This is a genomic window from Nocardioides candidus (assembly GCF_041321175.1).
Lineage (GTDB): Bacteria > Actinomycetota > Actinomycetes > Propionibacteriales > Nocardioidaceae > Nocardioides.
In genome coordinates this window covers 304426-325032 of the sequence record NZ_JBGGWC010000004.1, presented here as the reverse complement: position 1 = coordinate 325032, position 20607 = coordinate 304426, and the positions used below count along the sequence as shown (strand labels likewise).

At 71.5% G+C, this 20607-nt stretch carries 21 protein-coding genes and 1 pseudogene; 15 read left to right on the top strand and 7 right to left on the bottom strand.

The window, feature by feature from the left end:
• Positions 1–11: 11 nt before the first annotated feature.
• Positions 12–644 (bottom strand): TetR family transcriptional regulator, encoded by a 633-nt coding sequence (locus ACAX67_RS18740; RefSeq protein ID WP_370705400.1) that lies wholly within the window; start codon positions 642–644, stop codon positions 12–14.
• A 207-nt stretch (positions 645–851) separates the two neighbouring features.
• Here ACAX67_RS18740 and ACAX67_RS18735 point away from each other — a divergent pair, with 207 nt between their 5' ends.
• The 3 genes from ACAX67_RS18735 to ACAX67_RS18725 are packed head-to-tail and all read left to right on the top strand — an operon-like array spanning position 852 to position 4049.
• Positions 852–2138, top strand: a complete 1287-nt coding sequence (locus tag ACAX67_RS18735) for a glycosyltransferase family 4 protein (protein WP_370705399.1) — start codon at positions 852–854, stop codon at positions 2136–2138.
• Entirely contained in the window at positions 2125–2883 is a 759-nt protein-coding gene (locus tag ACAX67_RS18730) for a class I SAM-dependent methyltransferase (protein ID WP_370705398.1), read from the top strand. Before ACAX67_RS18735 ends, ACAX67_RS18730 begins: the two co-directional genes overlap by 14 nt.
• Positions 2880–4049 carry a prenyltransferase/squalene oxidase repeat-containing protein gene (locus ACAX67_RS18725; RefSeq protein ID WP_370705397.1) on the top strand — a complete coding sequence of 390 codons (1170 nt, stop codon included), beginning with the start codon at positions 2880–2882 and terminating at the stop codon, positions 4047–4049. The genes ACAX67_RS18730 and ACAX67_RS18725 overlap by 4 nt, the downstream gene beginning before the upstream one ends.
• On the opposite strand, the gene ACAX67_RS18720 is transcribed toward ACAX67_RS18725, so the two are convergent.
• Positions 4023–4688, bottom strand: a complete 666-nt coding sequence (locus ACAX67_RS18720; RefSeq protein WP_370705396.1) for a class I SAM-dependent methyltransferase — start codon at positions 4686–4688, stop codon at positions 4023–4025. The genes ACAX67_RS18725 and ACAX67_RS18720 overlap by 27 nt on opposite strands.
• 77 nt (positions 4689–4765) lie before the next feature.
• Between ACAX67_RS18720 and ACAX67_RS18715 the strand changes: the two genes are divergently transcribed.
• Positions 4766–6748 carry an acyl-CoA dehydrogenase family protein gene (locus tag ACAX67_RS18715; protein WP_370705395.1) on the top strand — a complete coding sequence of 661 codons (1983 nt, stop codon included), beginning with the start codon at positions 4766–4768 and terminating at the stop codon, positions 6746–6748.
• Here the strand turns inward: ACAX67_RS18715 and ACAX67_RS18710 are convergent.
• Positions 6745–7989: an alpha/beta hydrolase fold domain-containing protein gene (locus ACAX67_RS18710; protein ID WP_370705394.1), complete on the bottom strand. Its 1245-nt coding sequence runs from the start codon at positions 7987–7989 to the stop codon at positions 6745–6747. The two genes, ACAX67_RS18715 and ACAX67_RS18710, sit on opposite strands and share 4 nt — an antisense overlap.
• 60 nt (positions 7990–8049) lie before the next feature.
• On the opposite strand from ACAX67_RS18710, the gene ACAX67_RS18705 reads away from it, so the two are divergent.
• From ACAX67_RS18705 to ACAX67_RS18675, 7 genes are all read left to right on the top strand, one after another.
• Positions 8050–9462: a WS/DGAT/MGAT family O-acyltransferase gene (locus ACAX67_RS18705; RefSeq protein WP_370705393.1), complete on the top strand. Its 1413-nt coding sequence runs from the start codon at positions 8050–8052 to the stop codon at positions 9460–9462.
• Positions 9463–9504: 42 nt separating this feature from the next.
• On the top strand, positions 9505–11694 hold the full coding sequence (locus tag ACAX67_RS18700) for an acyl-CoA dehydrogenase family protein (protein ID WP_370705392.1): 2190 nt from the start codon (positions 9505–9507) through the stop codon (positions 11692–11694).
• Complete coding sequence (locus ACAX67_RS18695) at positions 11691–12233, top strand: FAS1-like dehydratase domain-containing protein (RefSeq protein WP_370705391.1); 543 nt, start codon at positions 11691–11693, stop codon at positions 12231–12233. The genes ACAX67_RS18700 and ACAX67_RS18695 overlap by 4 nt, the downstream gene beginning before the upstream one ends.
• On the top strand, positions 12233–12622 hold the full coding sequence (locus tag ACAX67_RS18690) for a Zn-ribbon domain-containing OB-fold protein (protein ID WP_370705390.1): 390 nt from the start codon (positions 12233–12235) through the stop codon (positions 12620–12622). The genes ACAX67_RS18695 and ACAX67_RS18690 overlap by 1 nt, the downstream gene beginning before the upstream one ends.
• Positions 12619–13017 (top strand): MaoC family dehydratase, encoded by a 399-nt coding sequence (locus ACAX67_RS18685; RefSeq protein WP_370705389.1) that lies wholly within the window; start codon positions 12619–12621, stop codon positions 13015–13017. Before ACAX67_RS18690 ends, ACAX67_RS18685 begins: the two co-directional genes overlap by 4 nt.
• Positions 13014–14183 (top strand): lipid-transfer protein, encoded by a 1170-nt coding sequence (locus tag ACAX67_RS18680; protein WP_370705388.1) that lies wholly within the window; start codon positions 13014–13016, stop codon positions 14181–14183. The genes ACAX67_RS18685 and ACAX67_RS18680 overlap by 4 nt, the downstream gene beginning before the upstream one ends.
• A gap of 70 nt (positions 14184–14253) precedes the next feature.
• Positions 14254–14739, top strand: a complete 486-nt coding sequence (locus tag ACAX67_RS18675; protein WP_370705387.1) for a DinB family protein — start codon at positions 14254–14256, stop codon at positions 14737–14739.
• A 36-nt stretch (positions 14740–14775) separates the two neighbouring features.
• On the opposite strand, the gene ACAX67_RS18670 is transcribed toward ACAX67_RS18675, so the two are convergent.
• Positions 14776–15972: a DUF480 domain-containing protein gene (locus ACAX67_RS18670; RefSeq protein WP_370705386.1), complete on the bottom strand. Its 1197-nt coding sequence runs from the start codon at positions 15970–15972 to the stop codon at positions 14776–14778.
• A 51-nt stretch (positions 15973–16023) separates the two neighbouring features.
• Between ACAX67_RS18670 and ACAX67_RS18665 the strand changes: the two genes are divergently transcribed.
• Genes ACAX67_RS18665 through ACAX67_RS18655 form a run of 3 tightly spaced genes read left to right on the top strand, consistent with a single transcriptional unit; the run spans position 16024 to position 18576 of the window.
• Positions 16024–16476, top strand: a complete 453-nt coding sequence (locus ACAX67_RS18665) for an MOSC domain-containing protein (protein WP_370705385.1) — start codon at positions 16024–16026, stop codon at positions 16474–16476.
• Between the two features lie 47 nt (positions 16477–16523).
• The gene (locus ACAX67_RS18660; protein ID WP_370705384.1) at positions 16524–18281 is read left to right on the top strand and encodes a sodium:solute symporter family protein; all 1758 of its coding nucleotides are present in this window, start codon (positions 16524–16526) and stop codon (positions 18279–18281) included.
• A 13-nt stretch (positions 18282–18294) separates the two neighbouring features.
• Entirely contained in the window at positions 18295–18576 is a 282-nt protein-coding gene (locus ACAX67_RS18655) for an LPXTG cell wall anchor domain-containing protein (protein ID WP_370705383.1), read from the top strand.
• A 15-nt stretch (positions 18577–18591) separates the two neighbouring features.
• Here the strand turns inward: ACAX67_RS18655 and ACAX67_RS18650 are convergent, their stop codons facing one another.
• Positions 18592–19350, bottom strand: a complete 759-nt coding sequence (locus tag ACAX67_RS18650) for a dienelactone hydrolase family protein (RefSeq protein ID WP_370705382.1) — start codon at positions 19348–19350, stop codon at positions 18592–18594.
• A gap of 159 nt (positions 19351–19509) precedes the next feature.
• Here ACAX67_RS18650 and ACAX67_RS18645 point away from each other — a divergent pair, with 159 nt between their 5' ends.
• Positions 19510–20070, top strand: coding sequence for a GNAT family N-acetyltransferase (locus ACAX67_RS18645; RefSeq protein WP_370705381.1), 561 nt, complete (start codon positions 19510–19512; stop codon positions 20068–20070).
• Between the two features lie 87 nt (positions 20071–20157).
• On the opposite strand, the gene ACAX67_RS18640 is transcribed toward ACAX67_RS18645, so the two are convergent.
• Together ACAX67_RS18640 and ACAX67_RS18635 are read right to left on the bottom strand one after the other, a co-directional pair.
• Positions 20158–20289, bottom strand: coding sequence for an OsmC family protein (locus ACAX67_RS18640; protein WP_370705537.1), 132 nt, complete (start codon positions 20287–20289; stop codon positions 20158–20160).
• A gap of 58 nt (positions 20290–20347) precedes the next feature.
• Positions 20348–20599, bottom strand: a pseudogene (locus ACAX67_RS18635) (OsmC family peroxiredoxin); the annotation flags it as partial.
• Between the last annotated feature and the right edge of the window lie 8 nt (positions 20600–20607).

The window sequence follows — 20607 nt, the reverse complement described above, 5'->3', positions numbered from 1 at the left end:
GTGCCGGCCCTTCAGCGCAGGATCAGCCGGACCGCGGTCTCCATGTGGGCCGCCGTCTCGGGGGCGGTCGACCGGCCGGTGACCCACGCCATCAGGGCGGAGAGCCAGACGTCGCCGATCACCCGGGCGAGGGTGACGTCATCGTCGGTGATCGCGTCGCGCTCGACGGCACCACCGTGCATCGCCTGGGTGACGATCGAGGTCATCGACATGCCGACGGCGTGGATCTCGCTGGCCACGCTGCTGTCGGCGAACATGAAGGCGCGCGTGAGGGCCTCGGTGAGCTTGGGGTCTCCCTGCATGCCGCGGGTCAGCCGCTTGAGGACGTAGAGCACGCGCTCGGCGGGCGTGTCACCCGGGATGTCGCGGGCCTGCAGTCGGCTCTGGGCGTCCTCGAACTGCTGGTCGAGGGCGGAGACGAGCAGGTGGATCTTGGAGGGGAAGTAGCGGTAGAGGGTGCCGAGGGCGACGTCGGCCTGCTCGGCGACGGCGCGCATCTGCACGGCGTCGAACCCACCGTCCTTGGCGAGGTCGTAGGTCGCGTCGAGGATCCGCTTGCGGCGTTCGCGCTGAGCCGCGCTGCCGGCGTTGTCGACGCGGTCGTCCGCGCCCACGGCCGAGCCGAGCGGGTTGGTGGTGGTCACGACTGTCTCCCCTGCGACGTCGGGAGGGCGGGAGTGTGCCGCACGTCACTGGAATGGCGCACCCGAGCCCACTTGTTCGGTTCGTGAGCGTCGACTCGCGAATCTCGCGAGCGGACGCCCGGACTATAGGCTACCCGTACGTAACCCATAATAGGAACACGTTCTAGGTTGTGTCGGCCCGCTCCGGCATCACGAGGAGGAGTCGGCATGCGGATCGCGATGCTGTCCTACCGCAGCAAGCCCCACGTGGGCGGCCAGGGTATCTACATCCGGCGCCTGAGCCGCGAGCTGGTGGCGCTCGGCCACACGGTGGAGGTCTTCTCGGGTCAGCCCTACCCCGAGCTCGACGAGGGCGTGCTCCTCACGAAGGTGCCGAGCCTCGACCTCTACCGGCCCGGCGACGAGTTCCGCAATCCCCACCCGCGCGAGTTCCGCGACCTGGTCGACGTCGAGGAGTGGGTGCGCATGCGCAGCGGCGCCTTCCCCGAGCCGATCACCTTCGCGAAGCGCGTGGTCAAGATCCTGAAGGCTCGCCGCGACGAGTTCGACATCGTCTTCGACAACCAGACCCTGGCCACGCCGATCCTCGCCGTCGAGGACGCGGGCCTGCCGCTGGCCTCGACGATCCACCACCCGATCACCATGGACCGCGCCATCGAGCTCGAGGTCGCCCCGTGGGCACGGCGGAAGGCGGGATCGCGGTGGCGCCTGGAGTTCCCCAAGATCGGCGTGTGGCGCTGGTACTCCTTCCTCAACGAGCAGAAGCGCACCGCACCGCGGCTGCGCCAGGTCCTGGTGCCTTCCGAGTCGTCCAAGCGCGACGTGGCGCGTGAGTTCGGCGTCGACCCCGCTCGGATCGAGACGATCCTGCTCGGCGTCGACGACCGGTTCCGGGCGCCGACCGAGCCGCGGGTGGAGGGCCGGATCCTCGCGATGGCGAGCGCCGACGCGCCGCTCAAGGGCATCCACATCCTGCTGGAGGCCTTCGCCAAGCTGCTGACCGAGCGCGACCTCGAGCTGGTCCTGGTGACCAAGCCGAAGGAGGGCGGGGTCACGGAGAAGCTCATCGACAAGCTCGGCATCGCCGACCACGTCAGCTTCGCCAACGGGCTGACCGACGACGAGCTGGTCGCCCTGATGGGGTCCGCCGAGCTGGCCTGTGTCCCCTCCCTCTACGAGGGCTTCTCGCTCCCGACCGCCGAGCTGATGGCCTGCGAGACCCCGCTCGTCGTCTCCCGCGCGGGAGCGATCCCGGAGGTCGTCGGTCCCGACGGCCTCTGCGCCGACGTGGTCGAGCCCGGCGACGTCGGTGCGCTCACCCACGCGGTCGCCGCACTGCTCGACGACCCCGAGCGCCGCGCGCGCATGGGCGCCGCCGGACGCGAGCGCGTCAAGGAGCTCTTCAGCTGGAGCGCGGTCGCGGTGAAGACCGCCGCCGTGCTCGAGGACGTCATCACCCAGTACCACCAGGAGCGAGCAGATGCTGACCGTTGACTTCGACCGACTCGGCCTCCAGCCGGGTGACCGGGTCCTCGACATGGGTGCCGGCGCGGGCCGGCACAGCTTCGAGATGTACCGCCGTGGCGCGGACGTCATCGCCTTCGACATGGACGCCGAGGAGCTGGAGAACGTCCGCAACCTCTTCGCCGCGATGAAGGAGGCCGGGGAGGTGCCCGAGGGTGCCGAGGCCGACGTCAAGCAGGGCGACGCGCTCGCGCTGCCGTTCGCCGACGGCGAGTTCGACCGGATCGTCGCCGCCGAGGTGCTCGAGCACATCTGGGCCGACGTCGACGCGATCAAGGAGCTCGTCCGGGTGCTGCGCCCCGGCGGCACGCTGGCGATCTCGGTGCCGCGCTGGCTGCCGGAGGTCATCAACTGGAAGCTCTCGGACGACTACCACAACGCCGAGGGCGGCCACATCCGGATCTACACCGACCACGAGCTGATCGACAAGGTCACCAAGGGCGGGCGTCCCAACGACGGCACGCCGGGTGACGCGATGGTGTTCGAGGGCAAGGGCTACGCGCACGGGCTGCACTCGCCGTACTGGTGGATCAAGTGCGCCGTCGGCGTCGACAACGACGGGCACCCGCTGGCGAAGGCGTACCACAAGCTCCTGGTGTGGGAGATCATGAAGCAGCCCACCGCCCTCCGCCTCGCGGGGAAGGTGCTCGACCCGATGATCGGGAAGAGCATGGTGCTCTACTTCCGCAAGCCGGTGGCGGTGGCGCCCCGGTGACCCAGGAGCAGCAGATCGCCGGCCTCGAGGTCCCGCTGGCGCGGCTGCCGTACGTCGACGGGCTGATGAGCGCCGTCGACGTGGCCGCGACCGCGGCATCGATCGCCGCGATGCAGGAGCCGTGCGGCGCGATCCCGTGGACCGTCGGTGAGCACGTCGACATCTGGAACCACGTCGAGGGCGCCATGGCGCTGCTCGTCGGCGGCCAGGTCGCGGCCGCCGAGCGCGCCTACGCCTGGATCCCCACGATGCAGCGGCCGGACGGGTCCTTCCCGATGAAGATCGTCGACAACACGGTCGAGGACGACCGCGGCGAGGTCAACATGTCGGCGTACTTCGCCGTCGGCCTCTGGCACCACTGGCTGGTGCGGCGCGACATCCGGTTCGTCGAGCTCTACTGGCCGACGGTGCGCGCGGCCCTCGACTGGGTCGTCTCCCTCCAGGAGCCCTTCGGCGGCATCCGCTGGACGCCGGTCGACGACTTCTGCCTGCTCACCGGCAACTCCTCGATCTACCACTCGCTGCGTGCCGGCGTCGCGCTCGCGGACCTGATGGACGACCCCCAGCCGGAGTGGGAGCTGGCCGGAGGCCGGCTCGGCCACGCCGTCCGGGTGCACCGTGACCTGTTCGCCGACAAGAGCACCTTCTCGATGGACTGGTACTACCCGGTCCTCGGCGGTGCCGTGCGGGGACGGGCCGCGTTCGAGCTGCTCGAGTCGCGGTGGGACGACTTCGTCGTGCCCGGCCTGGGCATCCGCTGCGTCGACACGAACCCGTGGGTCACCGGCGCCGAGACGTGCGAGCTGGCCATGGCGCTCGACCTGCTCGGCGACCACCGGCGGGCCCGCCAGCTGGTCGCCGACATGCAGCACCTGCGCGGTGAGGGCGGCGCCTACTGGACCGGCTGGGTCTACGGCGACGACGCCACGACGGCCGAGGTCGTCAACGCCGACGGCGAGGTCGAGCCGCGCAACGTGCACTGGCCCGACGAGCAGACGACCTACACGGCCGCAGCGGTGGTCCTGGCCGTCGACGCGCTGGGGGAGACGGGCGGGCACAGCACGCCGGGGTCCGGCATCATGCGCGGCACGTCGCTCGCGCCGCACTTCCAGGAGATCGCGCTGGAGTGCGACTGCCCGTCAGAGAGCCTGGCCGGCCGAGCCTGAGGCGCGTCGCAGCACCCGCATCGAGCCCACCGCCTCGATCTCCTCGAACGCGCCGCTGGCGATCGCCGGCAGGTAGATGAGCTCGTACGGCGGCCGCCCGCCGTCAGCGGGGTCGGGGAAGACGTCGTGGATGGCGAGGTAGCCGCCGAGGTCGACCCAGTGCGCCCAGCCCTCGAAGTCGTCGCGGGCCGGCTGCTCGCCGTGGCCGCCGTCGATGAAGAGCAGGCTGAGCGGCGTGCGCCAGTGGGCGGCGACGACCTTCGACCGACCGACGATCGCCACCACGTGCTCCTCCAGGCCCGCCCGGGCCATGGTGCGACGGAACGTCGGCAGGGTGTCCATCAGGCCGACCTCGGGGTCGACCACGCTGGTGTCGTGGTGCTCCCAGCCCGCCTGGTTCTCCTCCGAGCCGCGGTGGTGGTCGACGGTGAAGACCACGCTGTCGGGGCCCCCGACCTCGCGGGCGGCCGCCCCGAGGTAGACGGCCGACTTGCCGCAGTAGGTGCCGACCTCGAGCGCCGGGCCGTGGCGGAGCCGCTCGCGCGCGACGCGGTGCAGGAGCTCGCCCTCGTCGGGCGGCATGAACCCCTTTGCTGCCAGCGCGTGCTCGAGCAGGTCGGGCGGCATCGTGTCGGTCACGGCGCAACTCTAGTAGACTTAGAACACGTTCTAGTTTGGGCTCCGGAGTGCAGCGAGCCTCGAGACCAAGGAGCACGATGTCGATCGCCCTCTCCGACGAGCACGAGGAGCTCGCTGCCAGCCTGCGCAAGTGGGCGGCCAGCCTCGACGCGCTTGACGCCGTCCGCGCGGCCGAGGGCGACGCCGACGCGCGCTTCGACACGGTCTGGACCGCCGTCGAGGAGATGGGCGTGGCATCGATCGCGGTGCCGGAGTCGACCGGCGGAGGGGGCGGGTCGCTGCTCGACCAGGCGGTCGCGCTGGAGGCGTGCGCCTACGAGCTAGTGCCCGGAGGTCTCCTGGGAGCAGCCGTCGGTGCGATCGTGACGGGCCGTCCCGGACGCCATGCCGTGCAGGCGCACCCCGGAGGCGTGCTGTGGGACGGCGGTACCGCGGGGGTCGCCCCGGGAGTCATCGGCATCGACCTGTCGGCGCGGCACGCCGCGACGGGTGAGGGTGTCGTGCTCGACGAGTCCGGCCGTCGTACTGCTGTGACGCTGGGCGCCGCCGAGGCCTCCGGCATCGCGCGGTGGTGCCTGGACACGGCGGTGGAGTACGCCAAGGTCCGCGAGCAGTTCGGCCGGCCGATCGGGTCCTTCCAGGCGATCAAGCACCTGTGTGCCGAGATGCTCGAGACCGCCGAGGCGGTCACGGCGGCCGCGTGGGACGCGGCCTGCGCCGCGGACGGCGACGAGGAGCAGTGGGCCTTCGCCGTCGACGTCGCGCTCGCGACCTGTTTCTCCGGCGCCGTCGAGGTGGCCAAGTCGTGCATCCAGGTCCTCGGGGGGATCGGCTTCACCTACGAGCACGACGCGCACTTCTACCTGCGTCGCGCGGTCTCGCTGCGCGGCCTGGTCGGCTCCGGCGACGAGGCGGCCGCCCGACTGACGGCCGCCGCTGTCGCGGGAGTACGACGGCGGGTCGACGTCGACCTCGGCGGGCTCGACGAGCCGCTGCGCCACGACGTCCGCGCCACGGCCGAGCGCATCGCGGCCCTGCCGGAGGAGGAGCGACGAGCGGCCCTCGTCGAGTGCGGCTACCAGACCCCGCACTGGCCCGCGCCCTACGGCCTCGGCGCCGACCCCGTGACGCAGGTCGTCATCGACCAGGAGCTCGGTCGTGCCGGAGTGACCCGGCCCGACCTCGTGATCGCCGGCTGGGCGGTGCCGACGATCCTGCAGCACGGCACCGATGCCCAGCGCGAACGCTTCGTGCGCCCCTCGTTGCTCGGTGACCTCACCTGGTGCCAGCTCTTCTCCGAGCCGGGGTCCGGCTCGGACCTGGCGTCGTTGCGGACCCGGGCGACCCGGGTCGAGGGCGGCTGGTCGCTGAAGGGCCAGAAGGTGTGGAGCTCGGTCGCCGAGCGCGCCGACTGGGCGATCTGCCTGGCCCGGACGGACGCCGAGGTCCCGCAGCACAAGGGCATCACCTACTTCCTCGTCGACATGCGCTCCGAGGGCATCGACGTGCGACCGCTGCGCGAGATCACCGGCGAGGCGCTCTTCAACGAGGTCTTCCTCGACGACGTGTTCGTGCCCGACGACTGCGTCGTCGCGGAGCCGGGTGACGGCTGGCGGCTCGCCCGCACCACGCTCGCCAACGAGCGCGTGGCGATGGCGAGCGCGCGTCTCGGCAAGAGCGTCGAGCGCGCCGTGGAGCTGGCGGCTGCGGGTCTCGACCCCGCCGGGTCGGCGCGGGTCGGTCACGCCGTCGCGCTGGCGACCGTCTGCGGCCTCCTCGGCGTGCGCACCACGCTGCGCGCCCTCGGCGGCCACGGACCGGGAGCCGAGTCGAGCGTGGCCAAGCTGCTCGGCGTACGCAGCAGGCAGACGTCCTCGGCCCTCGTCGTCGATCTCCAGGGCGACGCGGTCGCCACCGTCGGGGCCATCGAGCGCGACACCCCGGGCATCTCCGCCGACGTCTGGGAGATGCTCAACACCCGATGCCTCTCGATCGCCGGGGGCACGACCCAGATCCTGCGCAACGTCGCCGGCGAGCGGATCCTCGGTCTGCCGCGCTAGCGCTCGCCCTGCTGGCGACGCCAGGTGTTCCAGTGCCAGTGCAGGTAGCGGTCGATGGCGCGCACGACGTGCTGCGAACGGATGGAGGGGAAGACGTCGAACGCGTGCTGGGCGTGGGGGAGCTCGGCGTAGACGACGGTGCGCTTGGAGGTCTCGCGCAGGCGGGCGACGAGCTGGCGGGCCTGGTCGACCCCGACCAGGGTGTCGTTGCGGCCGTGCAGCACGAAGAAGTCCGGCGCGTCGGGGGTGACGCGGAGCAGGGGAGAGGCCGACTCGTAGACCTCCGGTGTCCTGGCGTACGACGACGGCATGACCCACTTCCCGAGGAACCGGTCGCGCATCAGCTCCACGTTGCGCAGGCCGGAGGCGCCCGCGAGGTCGTAGACACCGTAGTGCGGCACCGCGGCCTGCACGGTGGTGTCGACGTCCTCGAAGCCCGGTTGGAAGTCGGGGTCGTTGGGCGTGAGGGCCGCCAGCGCGGTGAGGTGTCCACCGGCGGACCCGCCGGTGATCGCGATGTAGTCGGGATCGCCGCCGTAGTCGGCGATGTGCTCGCGGATCCAGGCGATGGCCTGCTTGACGTCGACGATCTGCGCGGGCCACCGGTCGCGCGGGGCGAGGCGGTAGTTGACCGCCACGCACACCCAGCCCTTCGCGGCCAGGTGCTCCATCAGCGCGAGCCCCTGCTCCTCCTTCTTGCTGAGGACCCAGGCGCCACCGTGGACCTGGAGCAGCACGGGCGCACCCTCCGGCGGGGTCTCCGACGAGGTGTAGACGTCGAGCATGCCGCGTTTGCCGTAGGGGGCGAACGGCACGTTGCGCTCCACCACGACACCGGCCCGACGTCGGGCGCTCCCGAACCGGAAGGGGTTCGCGACCCGACGCCAGGGCGTGGCGAGCTCGGCGGGCGTCGGCGCCTGGTCGAGCTGCTCGACGTAGTCGATGCCGAGCCCCTCGACCAGGGCGTCCTCGGCGATGTCGGCGGCCCGGCGGCTCTGCGCGATCAGGTAGCCGAGCCCGGCCGCGCTCGCGCCGGCGAGCGCCAGGCCCAGCCGGTCGCGCCGCCCCCGGCCGAGCTGCACGGCGGCGTCGGCCGCGGTCAGTGCGAGGAAGTGAGGTGCCAGCTCACCGGTGACCCAGCCGGCGAAGAAGGCCGGGATGCCGGCGCGGAAGCCGGGCAGAGGACGGATCGCGTTGGCCGTGAGCGCTGCGGTGACGGCCTGTCGACGTACGAAACCCATGATTCGAGCCTACCGGCGGCCTTGCGTTAAATTGGAACACGTTCTACGGGAGGCCAAGCAATGGACCGACTTTCGGGGCTCGATGCGAGCTTCCTCTACCTCGAGACGCCCGCCCAGCTGATGCACGTCTGTGCGGTGATGGTGCTCGACCAGAGCACGATGCCCTTGCCCTACTCCTTCGACGAGCTGATGGCGAGCATCGACGAGAGCGTGCACGAGGTGCCGGCCTTCACCCGCAAGCTGCGCGGCGTGCCGATGGGCCTGGACCACCCCGTGTGGGTGCACGACCGGCAGTTCGACATCGAGCGCCACGTGCACCGCCTCGCGCTACCGAAGCCGGGCGGCTACCGCGAGCTGATGGACCTCTGCGCCCACCTGGCCGCGCTCCCGCTCGACCGGTCGCGGCCGCTGTGGGAGATGTGGGTGATCGAGGAGTACCGCCCCGACGGCGAGGGCACGGACGAGAACGTCGTGGTCTTCGCCAAGATGCACCACGCGACCGTCGACGGGGTCTCCGGCGCCAACCTCATCTCGCACCTGTGCGCCCTCGAGCCCGATGCGCCGCCGATGGCGCTGGGCGAGCCGCACCACTACCCGCGCGACCCGGGACGGCCCGAGCTCCTGGTCCGCGCGCTCGTCGGCCCCGCCAGCAAGCCGGTCACCCTGGCCAAGGTCCTCGGTCCGTCGGCCGGGCTGATCACCAAGAGCATCGGCCGGGCCCGCGAGGGCACGGCGATGGCCGCGCCGTTCTCGGCGCCGCGCACCTCGTTCAACGGCACCATCACCTCCCACCGCTCCATCGCGCTCGCCGACATCGGGCTCGACGACATCAAGGAGATCAAAAAGGCCACCGGCACGACGGTCAACGACGTCGTGCTGGCCCTCTGCGGTGGTGCCCTGCGCGCCTACCTCGACGAGCGCGGAGAGCTGCCCGCGAGCTCGCTGATGGCGACCGTCCCGGTGAGCGTGCGGGAGTCCTCGAAGCGCACCAAGGGCGCCAACAAGGTCTCCGCCCTGTTCACCAAGCTCGGCACCGACACCGACGACCCGCTCGAGCGGCTCGAGATGCTGTCGGAGCGCAACCGCCACGCCAAGGACCACCACAACGCCATCAGCGCCGACGCGCTGCAGGACTGGGCGGAGTTCGCGGCGCCCCGCGTCTTCGGGCTCGCGGTCCGCACCTACGCCAACCTGCGCCTGGCCGAGAAGCACCCCGTGGTGCACAACCTGGTGATCTCCAACGTCCCCGGGCCGCCGGTCCCGCTCTACTTCATGGGCGCGCGCATCGATGCCCTCTACCCCCTGGGTCCGGTCTTCCACGGCGCCGGGCTGAACATCACGGTGATGTCCAACGCCGGCTCCGTGCACGTCGGCGCGATCGCCTGCCGCGAGTCCGTGCCGGACGCCGACGCCCTGGTCCAGCACTTCCCCGGGGAGCTGGAGCGGCTGAAGAGGGCCGTCGCCGACCGGTGACACCGGGTGCGCTCAGAACTAGAACACGTTACAGTTCTGTCCGTGGAACCTGATGAGATCGATGCCGTCCGCGCGGTGGCGACCGATGTCCTGGAGCGGTCCGGCGACTGGGACGCGTGGCAGGCCGCCGGCCTGACCGCGCTCCCGCTCCCCGAGGAGTACGGCGGCGACGGGCTCGGTCTCGAGGCGGTCGGCGTGCTGCTCCGCGAGGCCGGCAGGCGTGCCCGCCCGGTCCCCGCGTGGGAGACCCTCTGCTGCGCAGCCCTGACGATCGGCGCCCACGGCACCGAGGAGCAGCGCAAGGAGCACCTGCCGGCGATCGCCGACGGTGCGGTGCTCACGCCCGCCCTGCGGGACGCGCACGGCACCACCACGCACCACGCCGACGGACGGGTGAGCGGTCGCAAGGTCGCGGTCACCTACGCCGACAGCGCCACCGCGCTCCTCGTGCTGGCAGGCGACGAGGTCCTGCTGGTCGACCCGGGCGGCCCCGGCGTCACGCTGCTGCCGGCGAGCGCGTCGACGGCCACGCCGACCTTCACCGTGGTGCTCGACGACGCTCCGGCCGCCGCGCTCGGGACGGGCGCGGCGCCGTACCTCCGCGACGTCGCAGCGGCGGGCCTCGCCGTCACCGCGGCCGGGGTGCTGGCCGGTGCCCGCGACCTCACGGCCGGTTACGTCAAGGAGCGTCAGCAGTTCGGCCGGTCGTTGGCCGAGTTCCAGGCGGTCTCCCTGCAGATGGCCGACGTCTACGTCGCCAGCCGCACCCTCGACCTGGCCGCCGACAACGCGATCTGGCGGGTCGCGGCCGGTCTTCCCGCCTCCGACGACCTCGCGGTCGCGGGCTACTGGGTCAGCCGTGTGGTCCCGGCCGCGTTCCGCACCTGCCACCACCTCCACGGCGGCATGGGCGTCGACGTCACCTACCCCCTCGTCGGCTACTCGAGCTGGGCCAGCGACCTCGCCTACGCGCTCGACACCTCGGCCGCCGAGGTCCCGCTGGAGGACGCCGAGGCGAAGAACCTCGAGCTCACCGAGGCCCAGCGGGCGCTCAAGGCCGAGCTGCGAGCGTGGTTCGCCGGGCTGTCCGCGGAGTTCGGCCACCCGGCCGACCCCGGCGCGGTCGAGGGCGCGTGGGACCGGCACGGCCCGTCGTACCAGCGGCTCATCAAGCGGATGGGCGACGACGGCTGGATGGGCGTCGGCTGGCCGAAGGAGTACGGCGGCCACGGGCTCGGCGAGATCGAGCAGACGATCTTCGCCAACGAGGCGCAGTACCACGACGTGCACCTGCCGGCCGTGACGCTGCAGACGGTCGGCCCGACGCTGATCCGCTACGGCACCGAGAAGCAGAAGGAGCTCTTCCTCCCGCGCATCCTGGCCGGCGACGTGCACTTCGCGATCGGCTACAGCGAGCCCGATGCCGGCACCGACCTCGCGTCCCTCCGCACGACGGCCAGGCTCGACGGCGACCACTACGTCGTCAACGGCCAGAAGATGTGGACGACGGGCGGGCACCAGGCCGACTACGTCTGGCTCGCCGTGCGGACCGACCCGGACGCCCCGAAGCACAAGGGCATCTCGATCCTCATCGTCGACACCACCGATCCCGGCTACAGCTGGACGCCGATCATCACCGCGGACGGCTCGCACCACGTCAACGCCACCTACTACAACGACGTGCGCGTGCCGGCCGACATGCTCGTCGGCGAGGAGAACGAGGGCTGGCGGCTCATCACGACCCAGCTCAACCACGAACGCGTCATGCTCGGCCCGGCCGGCCGCATCGAGGGCCTGCGCGACCGGGTCATGCGCTGGGCCGAGAAGGCCGGCGTGCTCGACGATCCAGGCCTGGCCGCCCTGCTCGGCGAGGCGACCGCGATCTTCCGGGTCAACGAGCTGCTCAACTGGGACGTAGCACGTGCAGCCGAGACGGCAGGGGCGGTCCCTGAGGAGGTCGCGAGGGACGAGCGAGCGTCTCGAAGGGCGGTCGCCGACGCGTCGTCGTCGAAGGTGTTCGCCTCCGACCACGTGCAGCACCTCAACGCCGACCTGATCGCCGCGGTGCACCGGCTCGGCGACGCCGGCGACCCGGAGACCAGGGAGCTGCTCGACTACCTGGACGCGCAGGCCAAGCGCAACCTGGTGCTGACCTTCGGAGGCGGCGTACAAGAGGTGCAGCGTGAGCTGATCGCCATGTTCGGTCTCGGCCTCCCGCGGGTGCCGCGATGAGTGACACACCCACCGATGGTCGAGGAGGTCGCCCTGGCGACCGTCACGAGACCGACGAGCGTCACGAGCGGATCATGGCCGAGGCCGAACGGATCAAGGCACTCGGCGAGGCTTCGGAGACGGTGGCCCGCTGGCCGGTCAACCAGCCCACGATCGGCACCTGGCTCGACGCGATGGGCTACGAGAACGAGCGGTTCCTCGAGGGCGAGGCACCGCCGTCGATGGCGCAGGTCTGGACGATGCCCGGCCTCGGCCGCAAGCGCGCGTCGGACGACCCGCTCCACTCGATGATGGAGCTGCTCACCGCCGAGGGCTTCACGGCCGTGCTCGGCACCAACACCGAGCAGACCTACGAGCGCTACCTCCGCGTCGGCGAGCACGTCCGCGTCACCACGGCGCTCGACTCGGTGATCGGTCCGAAGCAGACCGGCATGGGGCTCGGCTACTTCGTCACCTCGCGCAACCGCTGGTACGTCGGCGACGAGCTCGTGGCGAGCATGCTCTTCCGCGTGCTCAAGTTCATCCCGAAGGAGCGCTGATGGCGATCCGGCCCATGGTCAACCGCGACTCCCAGTTCTTCTGGGACGGCACGCGGGAGGGGGAGCTGCGGATCCAGAAGTGCAACGCCTGCGGGGCGAGGCGCTTCCCTCCGGGTCCCGCCTGCCAGAGCTGCGAGGCCTACGACCGCGGCTACGACGTCGCGTCGGGGGAGGGCACCGTCTTCTCCTACGTGGTGCACCGGCACCCGCCCGTGCCGGGCAAGGAGCTGCCGATCGTCATCGCGCTCGTCGACCTCGACGAGGGCGTGCGGATGGTCGGGGAGGTCGCGGGTGTGGCCGACGACGAGATCGAGATCGGCACCCGCCTGCGGGTGGAGTTCAACACCATCGACGACGAGCTGACGCTGCCGATCTGGAGGAAGCTGTGAGGACGCTCGAGGCCGGACAGGTCATCCCCGAGTGGAGCCTGCCCATGACGCCGACGACGATCGTGAGCACGGCGATCGCGACCCGTGACTGGCAGGACGTCCACCACGACCGCGACGTCGCCCAGGCGGCCGGGTCGAAGGACATCTTCATGAACATCCTCACCACCAACGGGCTGGTGGAGAAGTTCGTCGCCGACTGGGCGGGACACGACTGCGAGCTCAAGGGCATCGCGATCCGGCTCGGTGCGCCCGCGCACCCCTACGACACGCTGACCTTCAGCGGCACGGTCGCCTCGGTGGAGGACGGCATCGCCACGATCGAGATCGTCGGCCGGGTGTCGCTGGGCGACCACGTGACCGGCACGGTCCGGGTCGTCGCGGACGGAGCGGCATGAGCGGCCTCAGCGGCAAGGCGGCGATCGCCGGCATCGGCGCGACCGAGTTCTCCAAGGAGTCCGGCCGCTCGGAGCTGCAGCTCTCCGTCGAGGCGGTGCGCTCCGCGCTCGCCGACTGCGGGCTGACGGCCGCCGACGTCGACGGCCTGACGACCTTCACGATGGACACCTCCTCGGAGATCGCGGTCGCGCGCGAGCTGGGTGTGCCGGAGCTGCGGTTCTTCAGCCGCATCAACTACGGCGGCGGCGCCGCGTGCGGCACGGTGCAGCAGGCGGCGATGGCCGTCGCGACCGGGGTGGCCGACGTCGTGGTGGCCTACCGCGGCTTCAACGAGCGCTCGGAGAGCCGGTTCGGCCAGGTCAGCGTGGCGGCCGCGACCCAGGTCAACACCAACGGCCTCGACAACGCGTGGACCTACCCGATGGGTCTCGGCACCCCCGCGGCGACGGTGGCGATGCAGGCGCGGCGCTACATGCACGAGTACGGCGCCACGTCGGCCGACTTCGGCGCGGTCGCCGTCGCGGACCGGCGTCACGCGGCGACCAACCCGAACGCGTTCTTCTACGGCAAGCCGATCACGATCGAGGACCACCAGGCGTCGCGGATGATCGTCGACCCGCTGCACCTGCTCGACTGCTGCCAGGAGAGCGACGGCGCCGTCGCCCTGGTGATCGTGAGCGCGGAGCGTGCGCGTGACCTGGCCCGCCCGCCGGCGTACGTCACCGCTGCGGCGCAGGGGAGCGGGCGCGACCAGTTCGTCATGACGTCGTACTACCGCGACGACATCGGCATCCCGGAGATGGGCGTCGTGGGGCGCGAGCTGTGGAAGCAGTCCGGACTGACGCCCGACGAGGTGCCGATGGCGATCCTCTACGACCACTTCACGCCGTACGTCCTCATGCAGCTGGAGGAGCTCGGCTTCTGCGGCCGCGGCGAGGCGCCCGGCTTCGTCGCCGACGGCGCCATCGAGGTCGGCGGCCGGCTCCCGCTCAACACCCACGGCGGCCAGCTCGGCGAGGCCTACATCCACGGCATGAACGGCATCGCCGAGGCCGTCCGCCAGGTCCGCGGCACTTCGGTGAACCCGGTGGAGGACGCCCACCACGTGCTCGTCACCGCCGGCACCGGTGTGCCCACGAGCGGGCTGATCCTCAGCGCTCACTAGCGTCGGTCGCCCGGTGCCGGACCGGCACCGCGCCCGCCGGAGGTGCTGGACGACCTCTACCCTTGCGCCCGTGACCGAGCATCCCGACTACGCGGCCGACGAGCGCAAGACCCTCGTCGACGTCCTCGCTGCGAACCGGGCGGAGCTCCTCGAGCTGCTCGAGGGACTGACCGAGGAGGAGGCGCGGCGCAGCCTGGTGCCGTCGCTGACCACGCTGCTGGGCCTGGTGAAGCACGCAGCGTTCGCCGAGCAGGTGTGGTTCCACGTCACCCTCGCCGGCCGCACGCGTGCCGAGCTCGGGGTCCCCGAGGACATCGACGACAGCTTCCGCCTGGCTCCTGACGACACCATCGACTCGATCAGCCGGCGGTTCCGCGAGGTGTGCGCGGAGTCCGACCGGATCGCCTTCGACCACGACCTCGACGACGTCGGCGCGCACGCCCGCCGCGGTCCGGTCAGCGTGCGGTGGATGTATGCCCACATGATCGAGGAGCTGGCCCGCCACGCGGGCCACGGCGACATCCTCCGCGAGCAGGTGCTGGCCGCGCGCGGCTGACCTGCTCGGTCCAGAGGTTGCGGGTAGGACATGGGGTCACCGTGCGGTACGGCCGAGCACGTAGCACCGCTCCGTGGTCTCGCCGCGGGCGGTGATCGGAGCGCGGCGGTACCACTCGACGTCGACCAGCCCCGCCCGCTCGAGGAGCAGCGCGACGGCACCGGGCTCCTGCAGCACGAAGTCGAGGTCGACGTCCGCACCGAACCACTCCTCGCGGCGCACCACGCCCGTGCCCGCGTGCCCCGCGTAGACCAGCCAGCCGCCGGGCCGGAGCGGCCGCACCAGCGAGGCGATCACGTCGGTCATCTCGCCCGGCGCCGTGTGCACCAGCGAGTACCACGCCAGCACCGCGCCCCACCCGTCCGCCGTCGCCGGACGCATCAGGCGGCGCAGGTCGCCGACGTCGTACGACGCCTGCGGGAAGCGCGCCCGCGCCTGCTCGACCATGCCGGCCGTCAGGTCGACGCCGGTCGCGATCGCGCCGCGGTCCGCGAGGTAGGCGGTCACGTGGCCGGGGCCGCAGCCCGCCTCGACGACCGGTGCGCCGCCCGCGAGCCTGACGACGCGGTCGAGCAGCCAGCGCTCGAACGGCTGGTCGTCGAGCTCGTCGACGAGCGCGTCGGCGTACGCGGGCGCGACGAGGTCGTACGCCGACCGCACCCTGTCGTCGCGGGTGGCGAGGTCGAGCTCGGGGCCCGCCACAGCGGCGACGGCGGGCTCGTCGGTCGGCGTCTCGCCGAGGAGGTGCACCCAGCGCGGGTCGCGCTCGCCGGCCCTGCGCGGGAGCGCCCGCACCAGCGGAGCCTCCTCGGCCGCCATCCGCTCCAGCGTCGCCTCGACGTCGGCACGGTCGGCGAACGCGTGCAGCCGCTCGGTGCGGGTGCGCAGCTCCCCGGCTGCCTGCGGACCCCGGAGCAGGAGCACGGTGAGCAGCGCGCGGGCGTCCTCGGCCAGGTCGAGCTGCTCGGCCAGCAGCTGGTGGTACTTCAGCGTGCGCGGCCCGCGATCGGCCCACACGATGCGGATCAGGCCGCGCTCCTTCAGGTCGCGGCACGCCTGCTGCACCAGGGGTTCGTCGTAGGAGACCACCGGCTCCCGGCTCGACGTCTGGTTGCAGGCGCTGCGCAGCGCGTTGAGCGTCATCGGGTAGGACCCCGGGACGGTGCGCTCCTTCTCGAGCAGGCAGCCGAGGATGCGTTGGTCGACGACGCTGAGGACGGGGAGGTCGGGCACGGGGCGAGCCTAGGCGGCGCCGCGGCGGCGTGCCCCGGGATAATCACGGCTGTGAGTCCCACGATCGTCGCGATCCACGTCGCCAAGGGGTCGCGGCTGCCCATGCAGGCCAAGGATCGCGTCGAGGCGGAGGCGGGCAAGGGCATCGTGGGCGACCGCTACCACGGCACCAAGCACCGCCACGTCACCGTGCAGAGCCGCGAGAGCCTCGACGAGGCCGCCGCGGTGTTCGGCGCCGAGGTGCGGTCGGAGCTGACCCGGCGCAACCTGACGATCAGCCACGGCGCGGTGCCGCGGGACCCCGGTGCCCGGTTGCGGATCGGGGACGTGGTGCTGGAGGCGGTGCGGGTGGCCGCGCCGTGCAAGCTGCTCGACGACACGATCGGGCGCGGTGCGCAGGAGGCGCTCCGGCGGCGGGCGGGCACGGTCTTCCGGGTGCTCGAGGGCGGCACGATCGGGATCGGCGACGTCGTCGTACCGGTTGGCGATCCTCCGGCTGGGTAGCGCTGACCGCGGAGCGCGTCAGCGGAGACGCGCGGAAGGGCGATCTGATGGCTCTCGGGACCTCGGCCGTGCTGCCGCTCGCGTCCGACACGCTGATCGACGCGAACGCCGTCGACTACCTCATCCTCGCGACCTACTTCGTGTTCGTCCTCGGCATCGGCTGGCTCGCCAAGCGCCAGGTCTCCGACTCCGTGGACTTCTTCCTGTCGGGTCGGTCGTTGCCGGCGTGGGTGACCGCGCTGGCCTTCATCTCGGCGAACCTCGGTGCGGTCGAGATCATGGGCATGTCGGCCAACGGCGCGGAGATCGGCCTGCCGACGGTGCACTACTTCTGGGTCGGCGCGATCCCCGCGATGCTGTTCCTCGGCCTCGTCATGATGCCGTTCTACTACGGGTCGAAGGTGCGATCGGTCCCGGAGTTCATGCTCCGCCGGTTCGGGCCGGGTGCCCACCTCGTCAACGCGATCTCCTTCGCCCTCGCCCAGCTGCTGATCGCGGGGGTCAACCTGTTCCTGCTCGGCGCGATCATCCGGGCGCTGCTCGGCTGGGACCTGTGGATCTCGCTCGTGGTGGCCGCAGCCGTCGTGCTGTCGTACATCACCCTCGGCGGCCTGTCCGCCGCCATCTACAACGAGGTCCTGCAGTTCTTCGTGATCGTCGCCGCGTTGCTGCCCCTCACGATCATCGGGCTCCACGAGGTCGGCGGCTGGAACGGCCTGATGGACAGCCTCAAGCCCACGGTCGCCGACGGTGCGACGACGGCCACCGTGGCCCAGCAGTCGGAGTCGTGGCCGGGGCAGGCGCTGTCGGGGTTTGACTCGTCCTGGTTGTCCGTCGTGGGCATCGTCTTCGGCCTCGGCTTCGTGCTCTCGTTCGGCTACTGGACGACGAACTTCGTCGAGGTGCAGCGCGCGATGGCGTCGAACTCGATCTCGGCGGCCCGCAAGACCCCGATCCTGGGGGCCTTCCCGAAGATGTTCGTCCCGTTCATCACGATCGTGCCGGGCATGATCGCGGCGGTCATGGTCTCCGAGATCGCCGACCTCAAGAGCGGGGGAGCGCCGAAGGGTGCCGCGACCGGCGACGCGGTCACCTACAACGACGCCCTCCTCTACCTGATGCGCGACCTCCTGCCCAACGGGCTGCTGGGTCTCGCGATCACCGGGCTGCTGGCGTCCTTCATGGCCGGCATGGCGGCCAACATCTCGGCCTTCAACACGGTCTTCAGCTACGACCTCTGGGGTGACTACGTGGCCAAGGACCGCCCGGACGCGTACTACATCCGGGTGGGCCGGATCGCGACCGTCGGTGCGACGTTCATCGCGATCCTCACCGCGCTCGTGGCGTCGAACTACTCCAACGTGATGGTCTACCTGCAGACCCTCTTCGGGTTCTTCAACGCCCCGCTGTTCGCGACGTTCATCCTCGGAATGTTCTGGCGCCGGATGACACCGACCGCCGGTTGGGTGGGCCTGGTCTCCGGCACGGCGGCGGCGGTCGTGGTCGCCTTCCTCAGCGAGGACGCGTTCGGCTCGTGGAGCACGGGTGTGATCGCCGTCAGCGGTCAGGGCGCGGCCTTCCTGAGCGCGTCGGCGGCCTTCGTCGTCGACATCGTGCTCAGCCTGGTGGTCTCCGCGGTCACCGCACCCAAGCCGGCGGACCAGCTGCGAGGGCTGGTCTACTCCGAGACCCCGCGCGACACCCTCACCGACCCCGACGAGGCGAGCTATCCCTGGTACCGCCGCACGGTCCCGCTCGCGAGCATCGCGCTCGTCATGGTCGTCGCCCTCAACGTGATCTTCTAGCAAGGAGCCCGTCATGGCAGACGCAGACCGCCACACCGCTGGCGCGTTCGACATCCGCAACGTGATCGGCGGACTTCTCGGTCTCTACGGGGTGGTCCTCCTCGTGACCGGCCTCGTCAGCGACGAGGCGCCCGACCGGACCGGTGACATCAACGCCAACATCTGGACCGGCCTCGGCCTCCTGGTGGCGGCGGCGGCGTTCCTGGTGTGGTCGCGGCTACGGCCGACGGTCGTCGACGAGAAGGCGGTCGCCGAGGAGCGCGAGAGCCGCGAGGCGCCGCCGAGCGGTCACTGAGCGGTCACTGAGCGGTCACTGGGCGAGCTTCTCCCGCAGGAAGGCGACGACCTTGTCGACGCCCTCCTGCTGACGGTGGCGGGTGACCGTCGCGTGCCTTCGCCCGGGGAAGTCCACGCGGATGAAGGCATCACCGAGCTCGCGCTCGAGCGTGTCGAAGCGGCGCCCGGTCATCGGGTCGCCGGCGTACTGCAGGCCGAGCACCTCGCAGCCGCCGGCCGCACGCTCCTTCACCACCGACAGGTCCGCGGGGGAGAGGTTGACGTCGCGGGCGCGGGAGGGCGTGACGGCGTACGGCACGGAGGGTTGGCACAGCACCGGCGCGGCGACCGCGGCGTCGACCATCATCCCGAGCGCGAAGCCGCCGGTGAAGCACATCCCGAGGGCACCCACGCCCGGCCCGCCGAGCTCGGCGTGGAGCTCGCGCGCCAGGCTGCGCAGCCAGCCCGCGACGGGAGAGGTGCGGCGGCGGGCCAGCGTCACGAACTCCTTGCGGACGCACACCGTGCCGAGCACCGAGGCGACCCTGCGGTTGCTGTAGGGCGCTCCGGGCTCGCCGAAGAGGTGCGGCAGCACGACCGTGAAACCCGCCGCGACCAGCTCCTCGGCGAACCCGACGAACTCCGGTGTCATGCCCGGGATCTCGTGGATGACGACCACCCCGGGCCCGCTGCCCTTGCGGTAGGTCGGGAACGTCAGGGAGCGTCCGTCCAGGGCGTCGGCGGTGTGCTCCCCGCAGGTCCAGGACTCCAGGAGGCCGGTCGGCGCGGTCATGCGGTGAAACCTAGCCCTCGCCGAGCCTGGTCTTCCGGGGGTGGTCGCCGACGGACGTACCCAAGTCCCGATCGGCCCGGGGCTCCACGCTCGGCTCGCCACGGTTTTCCGAGTTCGGTACGTCCGCCGGAGAGCCCGAGCACGGTAGCCTCTTGGTCCATGACGGACGGCGGGCCGACCAGCACGGTCGAGACGGCCCAGGTGCTGCTGCGGCCCTTCGAGTGGGCGGACGTCGCGGCGCGGTCGATGCTCGGGCAGGACGCTTCGATCGTGCGGATGTTCGGAGGGTCGCCGACCTGGGAGGGCAGGCGCTCGCTGCCCATCAAGGCCGCCGAGGCCTGGTACGACGCGGTGAGCGGTGAGGACAACCCGCACAGCTGGGCGGTGGAGGTCGACGGACGGTTCGTCGGCACGGCGCGCCTGCACGGCCTGGTCGAGCACGACCGCCGGGCGCACTACGCGGTCGGCATCCTGGACCCCGCGCTCCTGGGACAGGGGATCGGGCGCAAGGTCACCCGCATCGTCCTCGACCACGCGTTCGGCAAGCTCGACCTGCACCGGGTCGACCTCCGGGTGCTCGCCTTCAACACCCGCGCGATCCGTTGCTACCAGGCCTGCGGGTTCGTCGAGGAGGGTCGTGAGCGTCAGGCCGCGCTGGTGGACGGCGAGTGGCACGACGACGTGATCATGGGGATCCTCGCGTCGGAGCACCGGGCCTGAGGCTCAGCCTCCCCGGCGGCAGTCGCCATCGGCGTCCCGGACGAGCCGGCTAAGGGCCTCGAGCTCGTCCCTGACGCTCGCGGCTCGTCAGTCCTCGAGCGCGGCGTCCAGGGTGATCTCGACACCTGCGAGCGCCTTGCTCACCGGGCAGCCGGCCTTGGCGGTGTCGGCCGCCTCGGCGAAGCCCGCCTCGTCGAGCCCGCTGACCTCGGCACGCACCGGTGAGCTTGATGCCGGTCAGCTTGAAGCCACCCGCGGGGTCGGGTCCGAGGGTGACGTCGGCCGAGACGTCGAGCGACTCGGGAGTGCCGCCGGCCTGGGCGATCTCGTTGGACAACGACATCGCGTAGCAGGCCGAGTGGGCTGCGGCGATGAGCTCCTCAGGGCTGGTCGCGCCGTCGGCATCGTCGGCGGCGCGCTTGGGGAAGGACACGTCGAACGTCGCGAGCCCCGAGGAGGTCAGCTCGACCTGCCCCGAGCCGTCCTGGAGGCCGCCGTTCCATGCTGTGCGTGCAGTGCGAGTTGGCATGGTGACGA